Here is a 23,070-nt window from a genome sequence, read left to right as displayed (position 1 = left end):
CAATTGCCTGAGATCTATCGAATTCGTAATCTATCTCCAGGACGCAACTTACGAGCTTTCTGCTCATCTAATCCATTCAATTTCAACAATTCATCTAATCGAATCCCATTACTCAAAGCTATAGCCCAAGGACTATCCCCTTCTTTAATCACATAATAATCTTCTGGATTGGGGGTCTTAACTTGAAGATCTTTCTCTGTCTTATTCGTTTTAGGAACGCGTAAAACTTGTCCTATTTGTAATTGCGTCGACGACAAATCATTAAGTTGCATCAATGCAGAAACTGTAGTGTGATGGGATCTAGCAATTCGCTCTAAAAAATCTCCCTTCTTAACAATAACTGTAGAAAATTCTTCTTGCTCTGCAGGTTTGTCTGCACTTTTTTCCTGCACAACAGGAATTTCGGATGTAGGAGATTCAACAACCACAGGAGGAGGCGTCGCTTTAGGAGAGACTTTGATCTCTTTCTCAACAGTTTGATTTTTATCTGTGAATTGCGCAGCAAGCTCCGCTTTAGAGACTACAGGATTTCTCACAACCTGTGCGGGCTTAGCGATCACTTCTGGATTTTTTTCTAATTTTTCAGGAGCCTTCTCAACAACTGGTACCGGCTCTAAAATTTTAATAGGTGCTATTTTCTGCGAATACTCTACCTCTTGCTCTGAATAGCGTGCTGTCATAAACAGCACTGCCAAGAGTACTGCATTCACAGAAGCTGCTACAATCATCGTGTTTCTACGATTCATAAAAGAACCTCTTCCATCCCAACCAACTGCTTAAATATCGCTCCCCGCTCTTCATAGCTACGAAATTGATCAAAGCTAGCGCAAGCTGGAGACAATAAAACAACATCTCCGGGAATCGCTTGCTCTTCAGCGCATAGCAAAGCTTCATGTAAATTTCTCACTACTGTTACTGGGAAGCCGTCCAAATCCTGAGCTATCTCCTGAGCACACTCTCCCATAGCAACCACACTCTTCGCAAACCTTCGCAAAGAAGGCAGCAAGGAAACGAACGAGTATCCTTTATTTCTACCCCCAAGAATCACAATTGCCCGACTTCCTATGCTCAAAAGAGCCTTTTCCGTAGCGCGTACTGTAGTTGCCTTACTATCATTGATATAATGCACACCACACTTTTCCCCTAAATATTCCATCCTATGCGAAGGTTTCTTAAAAGTAGCTACGGCCTCTATAAAAAGGGATTTAGCTATCGGAAATTCTGCTTGAGCAAGCAGATATGCACAACAGTAGTTGTACTTATCATGCAAGTACAATGGTTTTAATGCACTTTCTTTATCTAGTAAACGCATGTACTTTTGCACTTCTTCCCAGTAACTACGCCCGCAAAAACGCTGATCCCCAACCCAAAGATCTTCTGGATTCCTCATACATAAAGAGAGATTCTGTTTGGATTGACAATACTCTAAAAAACTCCCGTGATAATCCAAATGATTATCCGAGATATTAAGAATCATTCCCCCTGATAAGACCGGATAAGAGGTTTCTTGATCAGCGAGCTGGAAAGAACTCATTTCAACAAGCCGGACTCCCGAATTCTGCATACCATCCAAAATAGGGACTCCCACATTCCCCATGGCAAAAGCTGGGATTCCCGCTTTTCTTAGCAAATATTCTAAAAATAATATTGTGGTCGTTTTCCCTACAGTCCCTGTAATTCCAAAAGACTTCTGTTCTATAAACTCCTTAGTCTGAAAAGCTAGTTGAATATCTGTCACTACAGAGATTTGAGCAGCTCTTGCAGCCTTGACCCAAGGATGATCCTTAGAAATCCCCGGAGAACGTACAACATAATCTACCTGTGTAGGAAACTCATCTGTTTCTAACAATTTTTCATGAATATACGGACAATGTTGCAACGCCTGAATAGAACTATCTACTCCCAACACATACACGCCTTTTCGAGCTAAGAAACGCGCAATAGACTTACCAGATAGTCCTAAGCCAATAACTACAACACGTTTTAATCCCATTCGCTTATCCTCTAACCCCAAAATACAGCGAAAATACCAATGGCAACACAAAGGAACTCAATAATCCAAAAATTTCTCACCACAACCTTTTCTGGATACCCTTTATATTCATAATGGTGATGTAGAGGAGAGCAAAGAAAAACTCTTTTTTTTCTTAATTTACAACTCCCCACCTGCAAAATGACAGACAAGGATTCAAGAACAAAAATCCCTCCCATAAAGAGGAGCATAAACTCGGCTCGTAATAATACCGCACAAATCCCGAGCATCCCACCTAAAAATAGAGACCCCGTATCCCCCATAAATATGCGAGCCGGAGACCTATTATAGTATAAAAATCCTAAACAACTTCCTGCTAAAGTTGCTAAAAGCACCCCAGAAATGAAAGCCCAAGGGGCTCCATAAGCAAAAGTCACGATAAGCATGCCCAAACAAGCTATCACCATAGATCCTGCAGCAAGACCATCTAATCCATCTGTCAGGTTAACAGAATTGCTGGTTCCAACAATTGCTAGTACTGCAATAGAAAAACTAAACAGATAGCCCAACCAACAATGTGGTAAAGATACTATCCCCACAAAGGGAAGATGCATACATAAAAAGCTTTCTCCATAAGCGATCATGATAGGAAGAACGGTTCCGATCGCTAAACAATTTTGGATAAAAAACTTACGCTTAGCCGACAAGCCATGACCTACTTTACGCTTATTTTTTATCTGATCATCACGCCATCCCAAAGCCCCCCACAGCAGCGTTGCCCCGACAAGAAACCATGTCGACCAAAGATTGCAAGGCAATAATAAAAGAATTGAGAGAACGACAGAAAGAACAAAAATGATTCCCCCCGCTGTGGGGATATGTGCTTTGTTTTTGTGTAGCTTTTCCAATTTTTCGCAATGATCTTTGTGAATCCGATCTTGCAAGCCTTGTTTTTTTAACCAAATAAGAGGTTTCACCAGTATAAGGCTAACAACCAAACCGATGAAAAAAGCTTTCAAAACACAAAATAGGGGGGGCATCTGTTTTCTCTTGTTTATGAGAGTGTCGACTATAAGGAGTTCTCTATCTTAAACTTAAGCATCAAAAACTAACTATTTCTTTTCTTATTTTAAAAAGAAACTGCTGTCTTCCACTCACGAGATGGAAAAACATGGCAACAAAGTCTCCAATTCCAAACTACGCGATCCTTTGAGCAGAACAACATCTCCCCGTCGCACTAAAGATTTAACAACATGCATAATCTCGCTAACAGAACCGTAAAACTCTATCTGACAATTTGCATCAGAAACAACCTCTCTAACAGGGGACCACTTTTCTCCAACGAAAAAAACTACGTGTGCTTTTGTCACAGCTTTTCTTGCTACAGCAATATGACATTCGTCCGAATATCTTCCTAACTCCGCCATATGGCCCAAGATAAATACTGTCTTACCTCCCTCAGAGGGGATAGGGACAGCATCTAAAGCAGCTAGCATTGCATCTGGGCTTGCATTGTATGCATCATTAATAATTCGAATACCATTGTGTTCCTGTTGTTCAAAGCGCATAGATGGCAAAAATAAAGATTGACTTGCCTGTTCTAAACGATCCATTGGAACGTTAGTAAGCCAAGCTAAAGCTACAGCAATAATAAAATTCATATAAGCGGGAGTATAAGGGAACACTACAGGCAGCTCAATATCCCCATCGGGAGCACTAATGAGGACCCCTTCGGAATGAATGGCTCGATAGTAAAAATCTGCTGTTTCATTATTCATAGAAAAAGAAAACTGATCAGCTGCAGCATTCTTTTTCATGAAAAAGTTAAACCATGAAGAATCTCTGGGCAATAGATGAATCCCGCATCTCTCTAACAACAAACTCTTCTCTTCAGCAATACCTTGAGCCCCTTTATCCACAAAATTCATTGCATGCTGAACGTCGATGTGAGTAATCACTCCAATAGAAGGCTCAATTACATCTAAAAGATCCTTCATATTATTGGGTTCAGAAACTCCCATCTCTAAAACAAGAAAATCCTCATCTCCATCGGCCGTTAATATACTTAGGGGTAGAGTGAGCTGAGAATTATAACTTTTCGGACTTGCAAAGACTTTGTAAAAAGGAGAAAGTAATTGTTGGGTAAAACTTTTTGTTGTCGTTTTCCCTACAGAGCCAGTTATCCCTATCACTTCTCCATGGAAAAGAGCTCCCTGAGTTCGTCCAGCCGCTCTTAAAGCTTCTCTAGGATCTGCCACATGTAACAACTGTAACCCATAATCTGGTCCACGATAATCACTCGCTACTACAGCAGCAACAGCTCCGGATTGCGCAGCCTGCTTTAAAAATAGGTGCCCAGTAGTTCGATTCCCTGGAAGAGCAAAAAATACATCCCCTGGCAATACAAGCCGGCTGTCAATAGCGACTCCCGTTACTTTCTTCCCTGAGCAAGGAATGTCAATATCTAATAACAAAGAAGACCACTCTTTTAATAAAATAGGGCGCATAACCAATCCCTTATCTTCACACTGAAAACAAACAACTCCAAATTCTCAAAATAAGAAATAATCTTTGAGAGCACACTAACAAAATAAACTCCTAAAGAGATCTCTTTTGCACTAAAAATTATTCTATATTCATTATCAATTCAACCTATAAAGAAACGCTTTTCTCTTACAAAATAAACTTTAGATTGAAGCCTTTTTCACTCCCCATTTTTCTAAAAAAGATCCCTTAAAATGCACACGGTTATTGACTTTTCTTTATCACTTCGCGTACACTCGGATATCTCTCGGTGGCATCGCCAAGCGGTAAGGCCGAGGCCTGCAAAGCCTCTATCCCCGGTTCGATTCCGGGTGCCACCTTCTTAAACTCATTGTGATCTAACTAGCGAGTTGGTAGTGTTCGGGGTAAGAAGCAACCTTTTCAGGGTTCCCTCACTATGCCTAGCGAAAACAATGAGATGCATCGCAGTACCATCCATCAACTGTTCTCCGGCCTGGATAAAGCTTACCAAATAGTCAAAGGGTTTTACGGTCCTGCTTACTCCTTTACTACGAAAGATTTTTCCCTGAAAGGAAAGGGCTACCACATTCTCTCTCGTATAGAATTGTTAGACCCCTTGGAGCGTCTCGGCGTATATTTTGCGCAATCCTTAGCAGAACAAATCTACAATCGCCATACAGATGGAGTCATCTCTTCCGTTATCCTCTTGCGAGCGTTTTTAAAAGCCTCGCTCCCCTTTATTGATCAAGGGATATCCCCCAGACTTCTTACATCGGCCTTAGCCTCAAAAAAAGAAGCTATTTGCGCTCATTTACAAGCCCACTCATTCCTCTTAAAAGATACTTCAAAAGTACTTGGACTAATAAGCTCACACACTAATGATCCTTTTATTGGAGAAGTATTTGCACAAGCCGTTGCATATACAGGACAAGAAGGCACCATTGCTCTATCCCAAAAAAGCGGATCTACTCTACGTTTCGTTCAAGGAATACAAATACAACGTGGGTATCAAGTCCCTTCTTTTTTCCCACAAGATGCTTTTCATGAAAACCTCGTGATAGCCCCCAAAATTTTTGTCACAGACCAAACAATCCATTCGGTTTTCTCTTTTCTTCCTCTACTTAAACAGTTTTCTGAAGAACAAACTCCCCTTATCATTTTTTGCAAAGAGATTGATCATCATCCTCTCGCCACTTGTATTGCAAACCGTATAGCAGGGCTTGTGGATGTTCTAGTGGTAACCATAGAAGATCCCACCCTTCTAGAAGACATTGCATTACTTACAGGAACTACAGTGTTTTCAACGCCTCCTTTCTCCAATAAACCTCCCATAGAACTTCCCTTACTAGGTTCTTGTACATGGGCTGAATTGTCTCAAGATCACACCCTATTAGTTTGTGAAAATTTTGTTCCAGAAGTTGTGAAATTAAAAATTCGCCAACTCGATCATATGATACAAAACGCGGAAAAAGAACTTTCTCGACAAACACTCAAAGAGCGCAAACATCGCTTAGAACACCCAATCGCAATTATTCCTATTGAACAAGACAAGTCCTCCCTATACAAACTCGCTTTAAATACTCTAAATACTACAAAAAAATCTGGTTTTGTTGTGGGAGGTGGGGCAGCTCTTCTTTACGCTTCACAAAATCTTCTATCATCTCAAGATCAGTCTCAAGAAGAACTCGCTGCTTCACATATCTTACAGACCGCCTGTCGAGCTCTCCTAGAGCAACTAGTTGGCTCCGTACATATGGATGGGAAACTTGTTGCTAACAAACTCTGTTCATTAGGAACTCCTAGTCTTGGATTCAATGTCCTCTCGCAACAAATAGAAGATATGATCTCTGCAGGAGTTATTGCACCTTTAGATACTGTTATGGATATTTTCTCATCTTCCCTCCATGCAGCCTTAGATCTCCTCCTTTCCTCCTATACAACCCCGCCTAGTCCTATAACGAACGATAAAAAAACTTAATTTTTACTAACTATCCGCCTATTATGCCGAGAACGAGACCTATTAATAATCCAGTCGCTGTTCCTAAAACCTTCACCTCTCTATGCAAGAAAAACCCTCGACTGTCTTTAGACTGATCCATTGCTCCGATATCCATTTTTGTGTACTCCCTAAAAATCCTTTTCAATGCTTCAATAAACGTTTCAAAGGATTACTAAGGCAGCTTGTAGGAGGGGTGTCCTTTCGAGCCCCCGCAATCTCCCAGCGGTTCCCCCAACTTGTCGCTCAACTCGAAGCAAATGGAGTCTGCGTAACTGGAGATGTTACCATTACCGCTCTTGATTCAGAATTCCGCTTAGCTAAAGAATTTCTCTCTCGCATTGAATCCATTGCCCCTGTGTATATAGTTCCAGGAAACCATGACGTATACACTTATCGAGCATTAAAGAAACAAACCTTCTATTCTTATTTCCCTAATAAAGAACTCCAAACGCATCGCATAGCCTTTCAGAAACTCACCCCTAACTGGTGGTTAGTTCTATTAGACTGTTCTTGCTTTAACGGTTGGTGTGCAGCAAATGGAGAAGTAACTGATTCTCAAATCGTTGCTTTAGAGCAATTTCTTGCTTCTCTTCCCTCTTTGGAACACGTGATCGTAGCAAATCACTATCCCTTATCTCCCACAACAAGGCCTGCTCACGATTTACTAAATTACGCTCCTCTAAAATCTTTATTAATGAATTCCCCTTCTGTACGGATGTACCTACATGGACACGATCATCATGTAGAAATTGATCATCTTCCGCCTTTGGTTGTAAATAGCGGATCATTAACGCTGCCTTCGAATGCACGCTTTCATATTATAGATCTGTATCCAGAGGGGGAATACCGAATTTCTACTGCATCGCTAACCAACCTAACAGAAACAGACTCCCCATTAAAAATTTCTATTGAAGAAACCTCAATCTCTTTATAAGCCCTTTGTACTGAAGTTTAAAACCACGAACCTGGAAATCTCACTATGAAAGAAAAAAAAGTACTAGAATTGTCGCCAGAATCCGCCCTGTTGAAAAAACTTCGTGACCGAGCTATTTCCCAACAAGAAACGCAGAAAAGAAAATTCTGGATAGAAAAACTAGCAGCTATGCCAGAGTCAACAAGAGATTATTTAGAAATAAAAGACGCTCCCGAACCTTCGCATTTATTTCGGAAAGTTGCAGAACGCCTTCTTAAAGAAGGGGCTTAACGCCCCTTTTAATTATTTTGATACGCGAGACTCATAACTCCCTGTCCGCGTATCCACCTTCACAACTTCACCCTCTTCAATAAAAATAGGGACCATAATCTTTGCCCCAGTGTTTGTTGTAGCAGGCTTCAGTACTCGGCCCGATGCGGTGTCTCCACGAACCCCTGGAGCAGTTTCTGCGATAGATAGTTCCATGAAAATGGGCGGCTCAACAGAAATCACGTCCCCATTGTAACGAACCAAGGTGTAAACTGTATCCTCTAACAACCACTGCCGAATGTTTTCCAGTTTATCCCAAAAAATCAGCTCTTGCTCAAAGGTCTCGTCATCCATAAACGTAGCCCCCTCTTGATCCGTATACAAGAGACGCATCTGCTGTTCACGAACATCGGCTGTTTCTATAGATTCCCCGGACTTGAATGTTTTTTCTATTACTCGCCCAGTTAAAAAGTTTTTAACTTTGATCCTATTGAAAGCCTGGCCTTTCCCTGGCTTAACAAAATCATTCTGCAAAATTACATAGGGCTGGCCATCGATCTCAACTCGCAATCCTACACGAAATTCACTAGTGCTTACACGAACCATAATACGCTTAACCCGTTATCTTTTCTCGATCCATGTTATCGTTCTCTCCTAAGCTTTGTCCAGAAGAATGTCGCAAAACTAACTCTTTCTTCTTATAAAAGAAAACTATACTTTTAAACAGTGTAATTATTAAACTAACGAAAACATGATCTATCTAAATGTTCTTTGCATATTTAGATTTCATAATTATTAGAATATTCAATTATTTATGACTGAACCTCATAAAAAAATTAGCGAGGGAACGATTGCTCGCGACATGTTGGAGCGCTATACAGGCTCTACCATTCAAGAATTTCAACCTTACCTTCTTCTTACGAATTTTGCTTATTACGTTGATGTTTTTGCCGAAATCTATCAGGTCCCTGTTTCTCGAGGATCTATGTTTTCTGCAGCTCATGCTCCCCAAACCTGTACCTCCATTATTGATTTTAAATTAGGATCCCCTGGAGCAGCTCTTATTGTAGATCTTTGTTCTTTCCTTCCTAATGCACTAGCTGCTGTCATGTTAGGTATGTGTGGAGGTCTACGTTCCCATTATCAAGTAGGAGATTATTTTGTTCCCGTTGCTAGCATTCGAAAAGATGGAACATCGGATGCTTACTTTCCTCCTGAAGTTCCAGCATTAGCTAATTTCGTTGTACAAAAAACGATCACAAACATTCTTGAAGAGAAAAATCTTCCCTACCATATAGGTATCACCCACACAACTAACATTCGATTTTGGGAATTTAATAAGGAATTTCGTCGTAAACTTTATGAAAATAAAGCACAAACCGTTGAGATGGAATGCGCAACTTTATTTTCTGCAGGATACCGACGAAATCTTCCATTAGGAGCACTCTTGCTTATCTCAGACCTTCCTTTACGAAGAGACGGTATTAAAACGAAACAAAGCAGCTCAGAAGTCTTAGCTACATACACTAAAAAACATATATTAACAGGCATTGAAGTTTTTGCTTCCTTGCAAGAAACAGTCGGGCCTGGCATTAAGAAAACAAAAGGCTTGCCACATATGGAGTTTGGGCAAGCCGATGATTCTCTGTCTGAGCAAACTGGAATTTCTGACGGAGACTTTTAAACAGAAAGAATTCTCTGAACAATACTATCCACAGTAAAACCACAAGTTTCAGCAACTTCGTGGGGAGCTCCAGACATACCAAACACATCCATAGCAATAGACAAGCCATTACTGCCTATATATTTGTACCACCCCAAAGCAGATCCGGCCTCTATAGAGACACGCAATCCTAAGTCCCCACCAATCACAGATTCACGATACTCGGGGTCTTGTCGCTCAAATAACTCCCAACAAGGGAATGAAATTACGCGAACTCGCTTATCCAAAGCCATGAGGCTTTGCGCAACTTCCATTGCCAAATGTACCTCTGACCCAGAAGCGCATAATGTATAGTCCGGGCTTCCCCCTTCTTCTTTAACTAAAATATAAGCTCCTCTTCCTACTCCATCTCTAAACGACCGTTTAGTCTCTTTAAGAGTTGGGAGATTTTGTCTAGATAGAATCAAAGCTGTAGGCCCTGAGTTTTCTAATGCAGATAACCAGGCTCCTTTTACTTCATGCGCATCCGCAGGACGCACTACCCTTAATCCTGGTATTGCACGTAATGACATAATTTGCTCTATAGGTTGATGAGTAGGGCCATCTTCCCCAACAAAAATAGAATCATGTGTAAATTGATAAATAACCGGAAGCTTAGACAATGCTGCTAGTCGAATCGCTGCACGTAAATAATCTGAAAATACTAAAAATGTTCCACCAAAAGGACGAAATACCTGGCTGTACGCGAGTCCGTTCATAATCGTGCCCATGCCGAATTCTCGTACACCATAGCGAATATTCCGACCTTGAAAATGAGAAGCGTTGACAGCAGTCTCCTTAGCTATCCAGGTACCATCTGAGCTGGAAAGATCCGCCGATCCCCCTATTAGAGATGGAATATTCTCTGCCAAAACCTGGATTACTTTGTTTGAAGCAGCCCGTCCAGCTATAGACTCTGGCATATCAATAAGATTCAATAATACTTCAAGATCTTGAATGGAAATTTCTTGAGTTAACTTAAGATATTCCTGGTGTTGTTCTGGGAATCGTTTTGACCACACCCGGAAGCGCTCCTGCCATTCTTCCTGTAATTTTTGTCCTTCTTGTTGTTTTGCTGCAAAGAACATCTTCACAGATGAAGGGACAAAAAACTTTTCTTCTGGCAGGTGCCAAAAACTTTTAGTTTGCGCGACTCCATCTTCTCCCAAAGGGGATCCATGAGCTTTGTTCGTTCCTTCTTTAGGAGATCCATGACCAATAATAGTATGTGCAATAATCAAAGTAGGTTTTTGTTGCCCTTTTTTGATTTGAGAAAATACCCGATGTAAATCCTCAAAATCATGACCATTGGCTTCAAAAACATCCCAGCCATAGGCTAAGAATCGTTGTTTCGTATCCTCAACACTAACATCTTGAAGAGTCCCATCTAAAATAATCTCATTATAATCATAGATTAAAATAAGATTATCCAATCCCAAGGAACCTGCAAAGCTACAAGCTTCATGACTTACTCCTTCCATGAAGCATCCATCTCCTGCCAAGCAATAGACCTTAGCATCAAAAATGGACGTGGAAGACTGATTGAATCTAGATCCCAACATCTTCAATGAAAGAGCCATTCCTACAGCATTCCCTATTCCTTGCCCTAAAGGTCCAGTTGTCGCTTCAACACCATCCGTTTCCCGAAATTCTGGATGCCCAGGAGTTTGGGAGTGAAGTTGTCGAAACTGCTGAAGATCCTCTAACCTCACATTAAAGCCTGCTAAATGTAGACAAGAATAAAGAAGAGCAGAACCATGCCCTGCAGATAGAACAAATCGATCTCTATTCATCCATTGAGAATCCTTAGAATTATATCGCAATACGCAACCATACAAATATGCTGCGATCTCAGCGCATCCTAATGGCATTCCTGGGTGGCCTGAAGAAGCCTTTTGAATACTCTCTATACTCAACTGTTTAATAGTCCCTGCAATCTTTTCCAAGATATCTATATCCAATTCACTATTGCCAGCCATGTCTTTTCCTTTAGAAGAAGTTGATCACTATTGAATTATTCGGCTTCGACGTAAAATCGAAAGCGCGATAATAAGGGGAACAAAATAATTATACAAAAGTCTCTTAAAGACATTCTCTTGTTCTATCTAAGAAACTCTTGATGATAGTAGAAAATCAAAAATAATTTGCCTAGGATTACATTTCAAAGAAAGATCATAGATATAAAAAAAGGGGGTAGCAGCTAGATATCTGTTACCCCCTTTTCTTTTTAGTCTGTGACTAAGATATTCTGTAATAAAATGCTTGGCAACGACCTACTCTCCCATACTCTTGTGTATAGTACCATCAGCGATCAGAGGCTTAACTTCTGAGTTCGGAATGGTATCAGGTGTTTCCCTCTCTCTATTATCACCAAGCTAATCCTGGTATCGTTCTTCACGTATACTAATAGACGCTTAAAAGCCTGTCTTATACGCACTTGCATTCTCTATATCTTCTTTATTGTCTTCGCCTTTCGGCTCTTCCAATCATAAAAAGACCAAGTCTTTGGACTTATTAGTATTGGTTAGCTGAACACATTACTGTGCTTACACCTCCAACCTATCAACCACGTAGTCTACATGGAGTCTCATTGGGATACCTTATCTTGAGGGAGGCTTGGCATTTAGATGCTTTCAATGCTTATCCTTTCCGAACTTAGCTACTCGGCTATGCTCTTGGCAAAACAACCGACACACCATTGGTTCGTCCATTCCGGTCCTCTCGTACTAGGAACAGCTCCTCTCAAGTATCCTGCGCCCACGAAGGATAGAGACCAAACTGTCTCACGACGTTTTGAACCCAGCTCGCGTACCGCTTTAATTGGCGAACAGCCAAACCCTTGGGACCTTCTCCAGCCCCAGGATGCGATGAGCCGACATCGAGGTGCCAAACCGCCACGTCGATATGAACTCTTGGTGGCGATCAGCCTGTTATCCCCGGAGTACCTTTTATCCGTTAAGCGACGGCGATTCCACTTTCCACCGCCGGATCACTAAGCCCGACTTTCGTCTCTGCTCGACTTGTTGGTCTTGCAGTCAACCTATCTTATACCTTTACGCTCTACTCGTGATTGCCAACCACGATGAAATAAGCTTTGGGCTCCTCCGTTACTTTTTAGGAGGATACCGCCCCAGTAAAACTGCCCGTCTGGCAATGTCCATCTTCCAGATTCATGGAATAATGTTAGATTCCCAGCTTGTTAAGACCAGTATTTCAACGTTGACTCCCACCCTCCTGACGAAGGGTGTTCTTAGTCTCCTGGCTATCCTACACATAACAAACCAAAAATCAATACCAAAGTACAGTAAAGGTTCACGGGGTCTTTTCGTCCTTTCGCGGGTAAACAGCATCTTCACTGCTACTACAATTTCACCGAGTCTTTCGTTGAGACAGTGCCCAGATCGTTACACCATTCGTGCAGGTCGGAACTTACCCGACAAGGAATTTCGCTACCTTAGCACCGTTATAGTTACGGCGGCCATTCACCAGGGCTTAGGTTCAATGCTTCGCTTTGCAGCTGACATATCCCTTTAACCTTTTGGCATTGGGCAGGCGTCACACCATATACTTCCCCTTAGAGGTTTGCATAGTGCTGTGTTTTTGCTAAACAGTCGCCTGGGCCATTTCTCTGCGGCCCCCCGGGGCTCATATCGTTCGATAATCACCCTAAAAGGCTCCCCTTATTCCGAAGTTACGGGGATAATTTGCCGAGTTCCTTAACGAAAGTTATCTCGCGCGCCTTAGAATACTCATCTCGCCCACCTGTGTCGGTTTTGGTACGGTCACCATCAACAGCTAGAAATTATTTCTTGAAAGCCTCGCTCCACACCATCGGTTCCTCCGAAGATTCCCCTTGATCGCGACCTGATCTTATGTTAGCGGATTTGCCTACTAACCGTTCTCATCGCTCTACGGACACTTCCAATCGTCCGCGTGCTTAACTTACTCCGTCATTCCTTTGCTATAGTTTTAGGTGGTGCAGGAATATTTAACCTGCTGCTCCATCGTCTACGCAGTTACGCCTCGACTTAGGGGCCGACTAACCCAGGGAAGACGAGCTTGACCCTGGAAACCTTGGGCTTACGGCGAGGGAGATTTTCACTCCCTTTATCGTTACTTATGCCATGGATCTTCACTAGTATCCGCTCCAGCGCTCCTTCCGGTACACCTTCACTGCTGAATACTACGCTCTCCTACCGCGTGCCATAAAGACACACCCGCGARGTCGGTTTTATGCTTAGCCCCGTTTATTATCGGCGCAATGATTCTCGATTGGTGAGCTGTTACGCACTCTTTAAATGATTGCTGCCTCTAAGCCAACATTCCAACTGTCTTAGAATCATCACTTCCTTACTCACTTAGCATAAAATTAGGGACCTTAATCGGCGGTCTGGGCTGTTCCCCTCTCGACAACGAAGCTTAGCCCCCGCTGTCTATCTCCCGGACTCGCTCTTGGTATTCGGAGTTTGATTTCCGTTGGTAAGCCGGTAGGCCCCCGCTAGAATTCAGTGCTCTACCCCCAAAAGCTTATTATCCGAGGCTAACCCTATAGTTATTTCGGAGAGAACAAGATATCTCCAAGTTTGATTGGCCTTTCACCCCTATTCACAACTCATCCAAACCTTTTTCAACAGGTACTGGTTCGGTCCTCCACATAGTTTTACCCATGCTTCAACCTGGTCATAAATAGCTCACTTGGTTTCGTGTCTAAACCAAACGACTAAACGCTCTTTTAAAACTCGCTTTCGCTTCGGCTCCGGAATGTACATCCCTTAACCTCGCCGTTTAGCTTAACTCCCTGGCTCATCATGCAAAAGGCACGCCGTCAACCTCGACCCCGTTAAAGGGACATAGGTCTTCGACCGCTTGTAAGCTACTGGTTTCAGGTTCTATTTCACTCCCTTAACAAGGGTTCTTTTCGCCTTTCCTTCACAGTACTGGTTCACTATCGGTCATTGACTAGTATTTAGCCTTGGAGAGTGGTCTCCCCAGATTCAGACTAGGTTTCACGTGTCTAGCCCTACTCAGGTGTTGAGGTCGGTCTTGATCTCCTTTCGTCTACGGGACTATCACCCTGTTTCATCCACCTTTCCAGATGTGTTCAACTAGGAATCTTGATCCTTTATCCCCAATCCTACAACCCCGAACTATAAGTTCGGTTTAGGCTCTTCCCCTTTCGCTCGCCGCTACACAGGGAATCTCTTCGATTTCTTTTCCTCTGCTTACTAAGATGTTTCAGTTCAGCAGGTGTTGCTTTGCATACCTATGTATTCAGTATACAATGGTAGACTATTACTCTACCGGGTTTCCCCATTCGGACACCTCCGGGTCTTTGCTTATTACCAGCTCGCCGGAGCTTTTCGCAGGTATTCGCGTCCTTCATCGCCTGTCAATGCCAAGGCATCCACCAATAGCTCTTATCAACTTGGTCTGTAAATTTCATAGATCCATGCAAGTACTTCACCTAAAGACAAATACTCTTAAACGTCTATTATTATGCGTGAATTATACTTGTTACCATGATTATTTCTTTACAATAACATACTTGATCACAAACTGTATGTTTCGTCCTCTTCGCGCCACCTTAACAACGCAAATGAAATAGAATGCCTGCTCTTACATATAAATGCTTGCTCAACCTAGTAAGAAACCTTCTCAGGCTTCTTCCTTATCCTTAAAAGGAGGTGATCCAGCCCCACCTTCCGGTAGGGCTACCTTGTTACGACTTCATCCCAGTCATCAGCCTCACCTTGGGCGCCTCTCCCCCTTGCGGGTTGAGTCAACGACTTAAGGTAAAACCAACTCCCATGATGTGACGGGCGGTGTGTACAAGGCCCGGGAACGTATTCACGGCGTTATGGCTGACACGCCATTACTAGCAATTCCGACTTCATGTAGTCGAGTTGCAGACTACAATCCGAACTGGGGCCAGCTTTGAGGATTTGCTCCATCTCGCGATCTTGCTACCTTCTGTACTGGCCATTGTAGCACGTGTGTCGCCCTGGGCATAAGGGCCATGCTGACTTGACGTCATCCTCGCCTTCCTCCTGGTTAACCCAGGCAGTCTCGTTAGAGTTCCCACCCTAAGTGCTGGCAACTAACGATAAGGGTTGCGCTCGTTGCGGGACTTAACCCAACACCTCACGGCACGAGCTGACGACAGCCATGCAGCACCTGTGCATATGTCCTTGCGGAAAACGACATTTCTGCCGCGGTCATATGCATGTCAAACCCAGGTAAGGTCCTTCGCGTTGCATCGAATTAAACCACATGCTCCACTGCTTGTGCGGGCCCCCGTCAATTCTTTTGAGTTTCACCCTTGCGAGTGTACTCCTCAGGCGGCATACTTAACGCGTTAGCTCCGACACGGATGGGGTTGAGACCATCCACATCAAGTATGCATCGTTTACGGCAAGGACTACCAGGGTATCTAATCCTGTTTGCTCCCCTTGCTTTCGCGCCTTAGCGTCAGGTATAAATTAGAAAAGCGCCTTCGCCACTGGTGTTCTTCCACATATCTACGCATTTCACCGCTACACGTGAAATTCCCTTTTCTCCATCTACCCTCTAGAAAAATAGTTTTAGATGCCGATTCGGGGTTGAGCCCCGAGATTTGACAACTAACTTACCTTTCCGCCTACACGCCCTTTACGCCCAATAAATCCGATTAACGCTAGCACCCTCCGTATTACCGCAGCTGCTGGCACGGAGTTAGCCGGTGCTTCTTTACCTGGTACGCTCAAATCCAACGGGTATTAACCGTCTTCTCTTATTCCCAAGCGAAAGTGCTTTACAACCCTAGAGCCTTCATCACACACGCGGCGTCGCTTCGTCAGACTTCCGTCCATTGCGAAAGATTCTCGACTGCAGCCTCCCGTAGGAGTCTGGGCAGTGTCTCAGTCCCAGTGTTGGCGGCCAATCTCTCAATCCGCCTAGACGTCATAGCCTTGGTAGGCCTTTACCCCACCAACTAGCTGATATCACATAGACTCTCCCTTAACCGAAAGGTCCGAAGATCCCCTTCTTTAACGTAATTTAGATGCCTAATCTACGCCACATTCGGTATTAGCGGCCGTTTCCAACCGTTATTCCCAAGTTAAGGACAAATTATCTATGCATTACTAACCCTTCCGCCACTAAACAATCACCGAAGCAATTGTTCCGTTCGACTTGCATGCCTCATCCACGCCGCCAGCGTTCAATCTGAACCAAGATCAAATTCTCAGAAAAAAATATACTTTGATTTATTAACGGGTTTTCTTAATTCCTTAAGAAATCCTCACAAGCATTTATACTGGCTTGCATTCTATCTCATTTGCATTGTTAAGAAAGGCTCACACTCTCGCGTAAACCCTTTTTGCGCCTCCTCATCATCGTGAGAAGTGTTCTTTTCAAACCTTCGTTCGAAAGAAAGCAACATCTTATATCAACCTCTATTTTTTCTGCATCTATTTTTTCTCAACTTTCCCTAACCCACTCCTCCTTACAAAAACCTTTTCCTCCTCACAACACCTCCTCAACCTCTTTTTATACAAAAAAATTTGCCCATTTTTTTTCATTCTCTTACTTCATCTACCACTCTTGTTGCAGAACTCCTCTTTCTTTTTTTTATGAACTGAATTGGAAAAAACATTTTTGAATCGATCTTGTTAAGCATATATCTTGGCTTGTTCTAATTATAGATGATCCACTAGTATATCCTTTCTTGAAGCCGGAGGCCTCTTCTCCTTGAAATGTCCCTACTGAATATTCTTTTCTTCTCAACTAGTAGGCTTGGTCTTTGGACAAATCTTCTTGCTTTAGGTTTTCTTCTCGAAAATCGTTTTTTTATTGTTACGAGTTAAAAATGGTCTCCCATGCTGAGCAACACTCTTCGATCCAACTTCCTAAAATTCTATACTAACAGGAATCACACTCCTGTCGCATCTTCTCCCGTTTTCCCATATAATGATCCCTCGATTCTTTTTACAAACGCTGGGATGAACCAATTCAAGAATATCTTTTTAGGGAAAGAACAAACTAGTTACACAAGGGCAACGACTTCACAAAAATGTATTCGTGCTGGGGGAAAACATAATGATTTAGAGAATGTTGGGCACACATCCCGACATCTCACTTTTTTTGAAATGCTAGGAAATTTTTCCTTCGGGGATTACTTTAAACAGGATGCTATTTCTTTTGCTTGGGAAGTCTCTCTTTCTGTTTTTAACTTTGATCCTGATTTTATTTATGCCACTGTGCATGAAAAAGATGATGAAGCCTTCGCTCTTTGGGAAAAATATCTTCCAACCAATAGAATTTTCCGCCTAACAGATAAAGATAATTTTTGGAGCATGGCAGATACCGGTCCTTGCGGATTCTGCTCTGAACTTTTATTTGATCGGGGAGAGAAATTTGGAAAAGCAACCTCTCCTCTTGAGGATGCTGATGGGGAGCGATTTTTAGAATACTGGAATCTAGTATTCATGGAATTTAACAGGACTTCTGATGGAACACTTCTAGCTTTACAGAAAAAGTGTGTCGATACCGGAGCTGGATTAGAGCGCTTGGTTTCTTTATTATCTGAAACAGATACTGTATTCGAAGCGGATGTTTTGAGACACCTCATTGCTAAAGTAGAAAATTTATCTGAAATAACCTACTCACCAACGGAATCAAAAGGCTCTGCTTTCCGAGTTATAGCAGATCATGTACGTTCCCTTTCTTTCGCAATAACTGACGGACTTTTACCAGGCAACACTGAGCGTGGGTATGTTTTAAGAAAAATTCTTCGTCGTGCTGTAAATTACGGGAAACGCCTTGGATTTCATCGACCGTTTCTGGCGGAGATTGTGCCTTCACTAATAGAGACGATGGGCGAAGCTTATCCCGAACTCCAAGCAGCCGAGACACAAATTCAAGAAGTACTCACCACTGAAGAAGAACATTTCTTCAAAACATTACAACGTGGGGGGAATCTTCTTCATCAAGTACTAAAATCTTCGGCGTCTTTATCGAAAATTTCTGGAGAAGATGCCTTCAAACTCAAAGATACTTATGGGCTACCCATCGATGAAATTGCGCTACTAGCGAAAGACCATAACTACACCGTAGATATGGACACTTTCAGAAAACTAGAAATGGAAGCAAAAGAACGCTCTCGCAAAAACACTGTTAAAAACAAAAATGACAGCGATTCCATTTTTCAAGATGTAGATCCAACTAACACGTCCGAATTCGTGGGATACGATATGCTTTCCTGCGATACTTTCATTGAAGGAATTGTCAAATATAATGAGATTGCTTCAACTTTGGAAGAAGGCGAGGAAGGAGCAATCATTCTACGTACCACACCATTTTATGCAGAGAAAGGTGGTCAAGTCGGAGATTCTGGGGAAATCTTCTGCGAATCTGGAACCTTCTTAGTTTCTCATACAACAACTCCCAAAGCCGGACTGATTGCGCATCATGGGAAACTTTCTCAAGGAAGCTTACAGACAACAATGGCTGTCACAGCACAAGTAAACCAAAATCTTCGAAAAAAAATAGCTAACAATCATACCGGGTGCCATCTGTTACACAAAGCTCTTGAGGTATCTCTTGGGGAACATATTCGCCAAGCCGGTTCCTATGTAGACTCCCAAAAAATTCGTTTAGATTTTTCCCATAATAAAGCGCTTTCTCCAGAGGAGCTTTTAACCATAGAAACCCTTGTTAACGAGAAAATCCGAGAAAACGTTCCCGTAACAATTCGTGAAGCTTTGTACTCTGATGTAATGAATTCTTCTGAAATCAAACAATTCTTTGGAGATAAATACGGAGACATTGTCCGTGTGGTTTCTGCTGGATTCTCTCATGAATTATGCGGAGGAACGCACGCTCGAGCGACTGGAGACATTGGTTATTTCAGAATCACTAAAGAACATGCTGTTTCAACGGGGATACGCCGTATAGAAGCAACGACAGGGGAAGACGCAGAAAATATTGCTCGTGGACAAGATACCGATTTGAATGAAATAGCAACCATTATTCAATCTCCCAAGGATCAACTCCTTGTCAAACTCCGTAATGTTATGGAAGAAAAGAAAGATTTAGCCAAACAACTGGCTAACCTGGAGAATCAACTTGTCCAACAGCAGGTAAAAAGCTTATTAACCTCCTGCGACAAAGTCAACGAAACCTCTTACTTAGTTTACCATCTAACAGAAGAGGAAGGACAAAGAATCCAGCATTATGCCAATACTCTGCATAAAGAAGTCCCAGCAAAATTCATTTCTTTATGGGTAACAGAGAAGAATGACCGCTATATTGTCTTAGTCAGAGTTTCTGATGATTTGGTAAAACAAGGAATTGACGCTCAAGCCTTACTTGAAGAATTGCTAGCTCCGTACGGAGGCCGTTGCGGAGGTAAAGCTGTTTCCGCTCAAGGAAGTTCCAAAGAACTCCCTCAAATAGAAGTTCTTAACACAATTTTAAGACAATGGATTTCGACCCGACTAGCATAAATTTTTCACATTTTTCTTTATTAAAAGACTCCAAGCTCCCTTCTTTAGTTGAAAATCTTCACTCGGGAGCTAAGGCTTTTATTGTAGCGAAACTATTCAAAGAACTGCGACGCTCTATTGTTATTATAACAACACCTGCAAGAGTTGATGATTTATTTGAGGATCTCACAACTCTCCTCAAAGAGTCTCCTCTTGAATTCCCTACTTCGGAGATAGATTTATCTCCGAAACTGGTCAATATTGACGCTGTAGGGAAAAGAGATCATATCTTGTATTCTCTTCAAAAACAGTGCGCCCCTGTTGTCTGCATCACCACACTAAAAGCTTTGCTAGAAAGGACTCCTTCTCCAGAATCCTTGCTTAGCGATCATCTCGAACTTAAAGTAGGAGAAGAGCTCGATCCTGATACCTTAGTAGATCTTTGCAAAAATCTAGGATACCGCCATGAAGCTCTTGCTAGAGAAAAAGGTGATTTTGCTTTTCGAGGAGGGATTGTTGATATTTTCCCCTTATCCTCTTCGGAACCCTTCCGAATTGAATTTTGGGGAGACCGCATTTCTTCTATTCGGTCTTATAACCCTTCCGATCAACTTTCTACTGGGAAAATTTCTCAAATCACAATCTCTTCTGCTACAGCAATCATTCCAACAGACAAGTTATCTCATTCTCTTTTAGATTATTTCGAAACGTTCCCCCTCTGTATCTTTGATGAGGTTTCTTCACTTGAAGATAATTTCTCAGATATTGCTGGGATTCTATCCTCCTTACCGAAACGCTTTATTCCTATTCAAGATCTGTGTCGACGAATACTAAGAGAATCTGTTCCGCTATTCTTTGAAGAAAATCTATTTCCAAATCTTCTTACACATAAAGATACCGGGTGTGCTCTAGAAGTTTTTCATGAAAAAATCTCTGTTCAAAGAGTTTCTTTGCCATTTATTTATCCCCATGCGCTAATAGAAACAAGCCATGAACAGAACCCTCTGCTTGCATTTTTAAAAACTTTCCAAGACTTTTGCTCTGATCGTACACTCTCTTTAGCTCTATATAGCTCCAATACTAAGTCCTTAAAAGAAGCCCATGATCTAACAGCGAGCTTTATCAAAAAGCCTCAAATTTATGATTGCCCTAAAGCACTTTCTTCTAGTTTTGCTTTAGTAGAATCTGGGTTCGCAGCTATTTCCCTTTCTGAATTCGCTGCTAATAAGGTTCTCCGCAGACAAAAACAGCGAAACTATTTTTCTTCCACAACAGAAGAAGTATACGTTCCTGTCCCAGGAGAGACCGTTGTCCATTTGCACAATGGAATTGGGAAATTTATCGGCATAGAAAAAAAACCTAATCATCTCAATATTGAAACAGATTATTTGGTCTTAGAATATGCTGATAAAGCTCGGCTGTATGTCCCATCAGATCAAGCTTACCTAATTTCCCGCTATGTTGGAGCTTCAGAAAAGGCGCCTGATCTACATCACCTAAACGGAGCAAAATGGAGACGCTCCCGAGAGCTTTCTGAAAAATCTGTAATCCTTTATGCAGAAAAACTCATTCAAATGGAGGCTCAACGCTCAACGGCAAATTCTTTCATTTATCCCACTCATGGCGAAGAAGTTATCAAATTTGCCGAAAGTTTTCCCTATGAAGAAACCCCTGATCAGCTTAAGGCTATTGATCAGATCTACGCAGATATGATGTCTGATAAATTAATGGACCGCCTTATCTGCGGGGATGCTGGATTTGGAAAAACAGAGATCATCATGCGCGCAGCAGTAAAAGCAGTGTGTGACGGCCAAAAGCAAGTGATCGTTATGGTTCCTACAACAATCTTAGCTAACCAACATTTTGAAACATTTTCCCAACGGATGGCCGGCCTTCCTATTACAATCGGATTACTTTCCCGATTTTCTCAAGGGAAGGCAATGAAAAAAACTTTGGAGGATGTTGCTCAAGGAAGGATTGATATCTTAATTGGCACTCATAAAGTCATTAATAAATCTATAGAATTTCACAATCCCGGACTTCTTATCATTGATGAGGAGCAACGTTTTGGAGTAAAAGCTAAAGATGCTTTGAAAGAGCGGTATCCCACCATAGACTGCCTTACTGTTTCTGCAACTCCCATCCCAAGGACTTTATATCTGTCTTTGTCGGGAGCCAGGGATTTGTCTCTCATTACGATGCCGCCGCTAGATAGGCTCCCTGTTAGCACTTTCGTCATGGAGCACACTGAAGAAACCTTGTCTGCAGCGATACGACATGAACTTCTTCGAGGAGGCCAAGTTTACGTTATTCATAATCGAATAGAGGGTATTTTCCGTTTAGGAGAAACCATTCGAACTTTGATTCCAGAAGCTCGTATTGGGGTTGCCCACGGACAAATGCATTCAGACGAACTTGCTAACATTTTTTACAAATTTAAAACTCAACAAACCAATGTTCTCGTCGCCACAGCTTTAATTGAAAATGGTATCGACATTCCTAATGCAAATACCATTTTAATCGATCATGCAGATAAATTCGGAATGGCGGATTTATATCAAATGAAAGGTCGTGTTGGTCGTTGGAATAAAAAAGCCTACTGTTACTTTCTCGTCCCCCATTTAGATCGCCTCTCAGGTCCAGCTTCTAAGCGCCTAGAGGCATTAAATAAACAGGAATATGGAGGAGGAATGAAAATAGCTCTTCATGATTTAGAAATTCGAGGGGCTGGGAATATTTTAGGAACGGATCAATCTGGACATATTAGCGCTGTTGGCTTTAACCTGTATTGCAAATTACTGAAAAAAGCTGTGGCCGCTCTGAAACATAAGAAAAAACCCATGCTTTTCCATGATGATGTGAGAATTGAATTCCCTTATCATTCGCGTATTCCTGAAGACTATATCGACTTAGCGTCTATGCGCATAGAGTTCTACCAAAAAATTGGAAATGCAGAATCTAAAGAAGAGTTAGAAGCTATAGAAGAAGAACTTAGAGATAGATTTGGACCTTTGCCAGAAGAAGTTTATTGGTTGTTTGCTTTAGCACAAATTCGCTTAATTGCACTGGAATACCATCTTTCTAGTATTAAAGGAACAGGGAACGCTTTATACATCCAGCAATATCATGATAAAGAGAAGCAGGTTCAAAAAACGTTACCTTATTCTTTGTCCCCAACACCAACACTTTTGGTGAAAGAGGTCCAAGAATCTATAGAAAAAGCTTTCCCCAAAAAATAATAGAGAC

At 42.0% G+C, this 23,070-nt stretch carries 12 protein-coding genes, 1 tRNA gene and 3 rRNA genes; 7 read left to right on the top strand and 9 right to left on the bottom strand.

Going from position 1 to position 23,070, the window contains the following annotated elements; translation table 11 throughout:
• Window positions 1–14: 14 nt before the first annotated feature.
• The 4 genes from TC_RS00740 to TC_RS00725 all read right to left on the bottom strand — a co-directional run bounded on the left by TC_RS00740 (window position 15) and on the right by TC_RS00725 (window position 4,479).
• Entirely contained in the window at window positions 15–746 is a 732-nt protein-coding gene (locus tag TC_RS00740) for a LysM peptidoglycan-binding domain-containing protein (RefSeq protein WP_010229505.1), read from the bottom strand.
• Window positions 743–1,993 carry a UDP-N-acetylmuramoyl-L-alanine--D-glutamate ligase gene (murD, locus tag TC_RS00735; RefSeq protein WP_010229504.1) on the bottom strand — a complete coding sequence of 417 codons (1,251 nt, stop codon included), beginning with the start codon at window positions 1,991–1,993 and terminating at the stop codon, window positions 743–745. The genes TC_RS00740 and murD overlap by 4 nt, the downstream gene beginning before the upstream one ends.
• An 11-nt stretch (window positions 1,994–2,004) precedes the next feature.
• The gene (mraY, locus tag TC_RS00730) at window positions 2,005–3,012 is read right to left on the bottom strand and encodes a phospho-N-acetylmuramoyl-pentapeptide-transferase (RefSeq protein ID WP_010904273.1); all 1,008 of its coding nucleotides are present in this window, start codon (window positions 3,010–3,012) and stop codon (window positions 2,005–2,007) included.
• A gap of 114 nt (window positions 3,013–3,126) precedes the next feature.
• Window positions 3,127–4,479: a UDP-N-acetylmuramoyl-tripeptide--D-alanyl-D-alanine ligase gene (locus TC_RS00725; protein WP_010229498.1), complete on the bottom strand. Its 1,353-nt coding sequence runs from the start codon at window positions 4,477–4,479 to the stop codon at window positions 3,127–3,129.
• Window positions 4,480–4,765: 286 nt separating this feature from the next.
• Between TC_RS00725 and TC_RS00720 the strand changes: the two genes are divergently transcribed.
• From TC_RS00720 to TC_RS00705, 4 genes are all read left to right on the top strand, one after another.
• Window positions 4,766–4,836, top strand: a tRNA-Cys gene (locus TC_RS00720).
• Window positions 4,837–4,913: 77 nt separating this feature from the next.
• Window positions 4,914–6,455 carry a variant chaperonin GroEL3 gene (gene groEL3, locus TC_RS00715; protein WP_010229495.1) on the top strand — a complete coding sequence of 514 codons (1,542 nt, stop codon included), beginning with the start codon at window positions 4,914–4,916 and terminating at the stop codon, window positions 6,453–6,455.
• 82 nt (window positions 6,456–6,537) lie between these two features.
• On the top strand, window positions 6,538–7,410 hold the full coding sequence (locus TC_RS00710) for a metallophosphoesterase family protein (RefSeq protein ID WP_010229492.1): 873 nt from the start codon (window positions 6,538–6,540) through the stop codon (window positions 7,408–7,410).
• A gap of 45 nt (window positions 7,411–7,455) precedes the next feature.
• Window positions 7,456–7,680, top strand: a complete 225-nt coding sequence (locus tag TC_RS00705) for a hypothetical protein (RefSeq protein WP_010229489.1) — start codon at window positions 7,456–7,458, stop codon at window positions 7,678–7,680.
• 12 nt (window positions 7,681–7,692) lie between these two features.
• On the opposite strand, the gene efp is transcribed toward TC_RS00705, so the two are convergent.
• Window positions 7,693–8,265, bottom strand: a complete 573-nt coding sequence (gene efp / locus TC_RS00700) for an elongation factor P (protein ID WP_010229486.1) — start codon at window positions 8,263–8,265, stop codon at window positions 7,693–7,695.
• 208 nt (window positions 8,266–8,473) lie between these two features.
• Between efp and TC_RS00695 the strand changes: the two genes are divergently transcribed.
• The gene (locus TC_RS00695) at window positions 8,474–9,343 is read left to right on the top strand and encodes an AMP nucleosidase (RefSeq protein ID WP_010229483.1); all 870 of its coding nucleotides are present in this window, start codon (window positions 8,474–8,476) and stop codon (window positions 9,341–9,343) included.
• Here the strand turns inward: TC_RS00695 and tkt are convergent.
• The 4 genes from tkt to TC_RS00675 form a co-directional block, all read right to left on the bottom strand.
• Complete coding sequence (tkt, locus tag TC_RS00690; protein ID WP_010229481.1) at window positions 9,340–11,340, bottom strand: transketolase; 2,001 nt, start codon at window positions 11,338–11,340, stop codon at window positions 9,340–9,342. The genes TC_RS00695 and tkt overlap by 4 nt on opposite strands.
• 281 nt (window positions 11,341–11,621) lie before the next feature.
• Window positions 11,622–11,736 (bottom strand): 5S ribosomal RNA (gene rrf / locus TC_RS00685).
• 118 nt (window positions 11,737–11,854) lie between these two features.
• Window positions 11,855–14,792, bottom strand: a 23S ribosomal RNA gene (locus TC_RS00680).
• A 246-nt stretch (window positions 14,793–15,038) separates the two neighbouring features.
• A 16S ribosomal RNA gene (locus TC_RS00675) occupies window positions 15,039–16,591 on the bottom strand.
• Together the 16S, 23S and 5S rRNA genes form the textbook arrangement of a ribosomal RNA operon.
• A gap of 626 nt (window positions 16,592–17,217) precedes the next feature.
• Here TC_RS00675 and alaS point away from each other — a divergent pair.
• Both alaS and mfd read left to right on the top strand, forming a co-directional pair.
• Window positions 17,218–19,845 carry an alanine--tRNA ligase gene (gene alaS / locus TC_RS00665; protein WP_010229452.1) on the top strand — a complete coding sequence of 876 codons (2,628 nt, stop codon included), beginning with the start codon at window positions 17,218–17,220 and terminating at the stop codon, window positions 19,843–19,845.
• Window positions 19,821–23,063 (top strand): transcription-repair coupling factor, encoded by a 3,243-nt coding sequence (gene mfd / locus TC_RS00660; RefSeq protein WP_010229449.1) that lies wholly within the window; start codon window positions 19,821–19,823, stop codon window positions 23,061–23,063. The genes alaS and mfd overlap by 25 nt, the downstream gene beginning before the upstream one ends.
• Window positions 23,064–23,070: the final 7 nt, after the last annotated feature.

The sequence above is a fragment of the Chlamydia muridarum str. Nigg genome (genome assembly GCF_000006685.1).
GTDB lineage: Bacteria > Chlamydiota > Chlamydiia > Chlamydiales > Chlamydiaceae > Chlamydia > Chlamydia muridarum.
The sequence above is the reverse complement of the archived record's forward strand: the minus strand, read 5'-3'. Positions and strand labels throughout refer to the sequence as shown.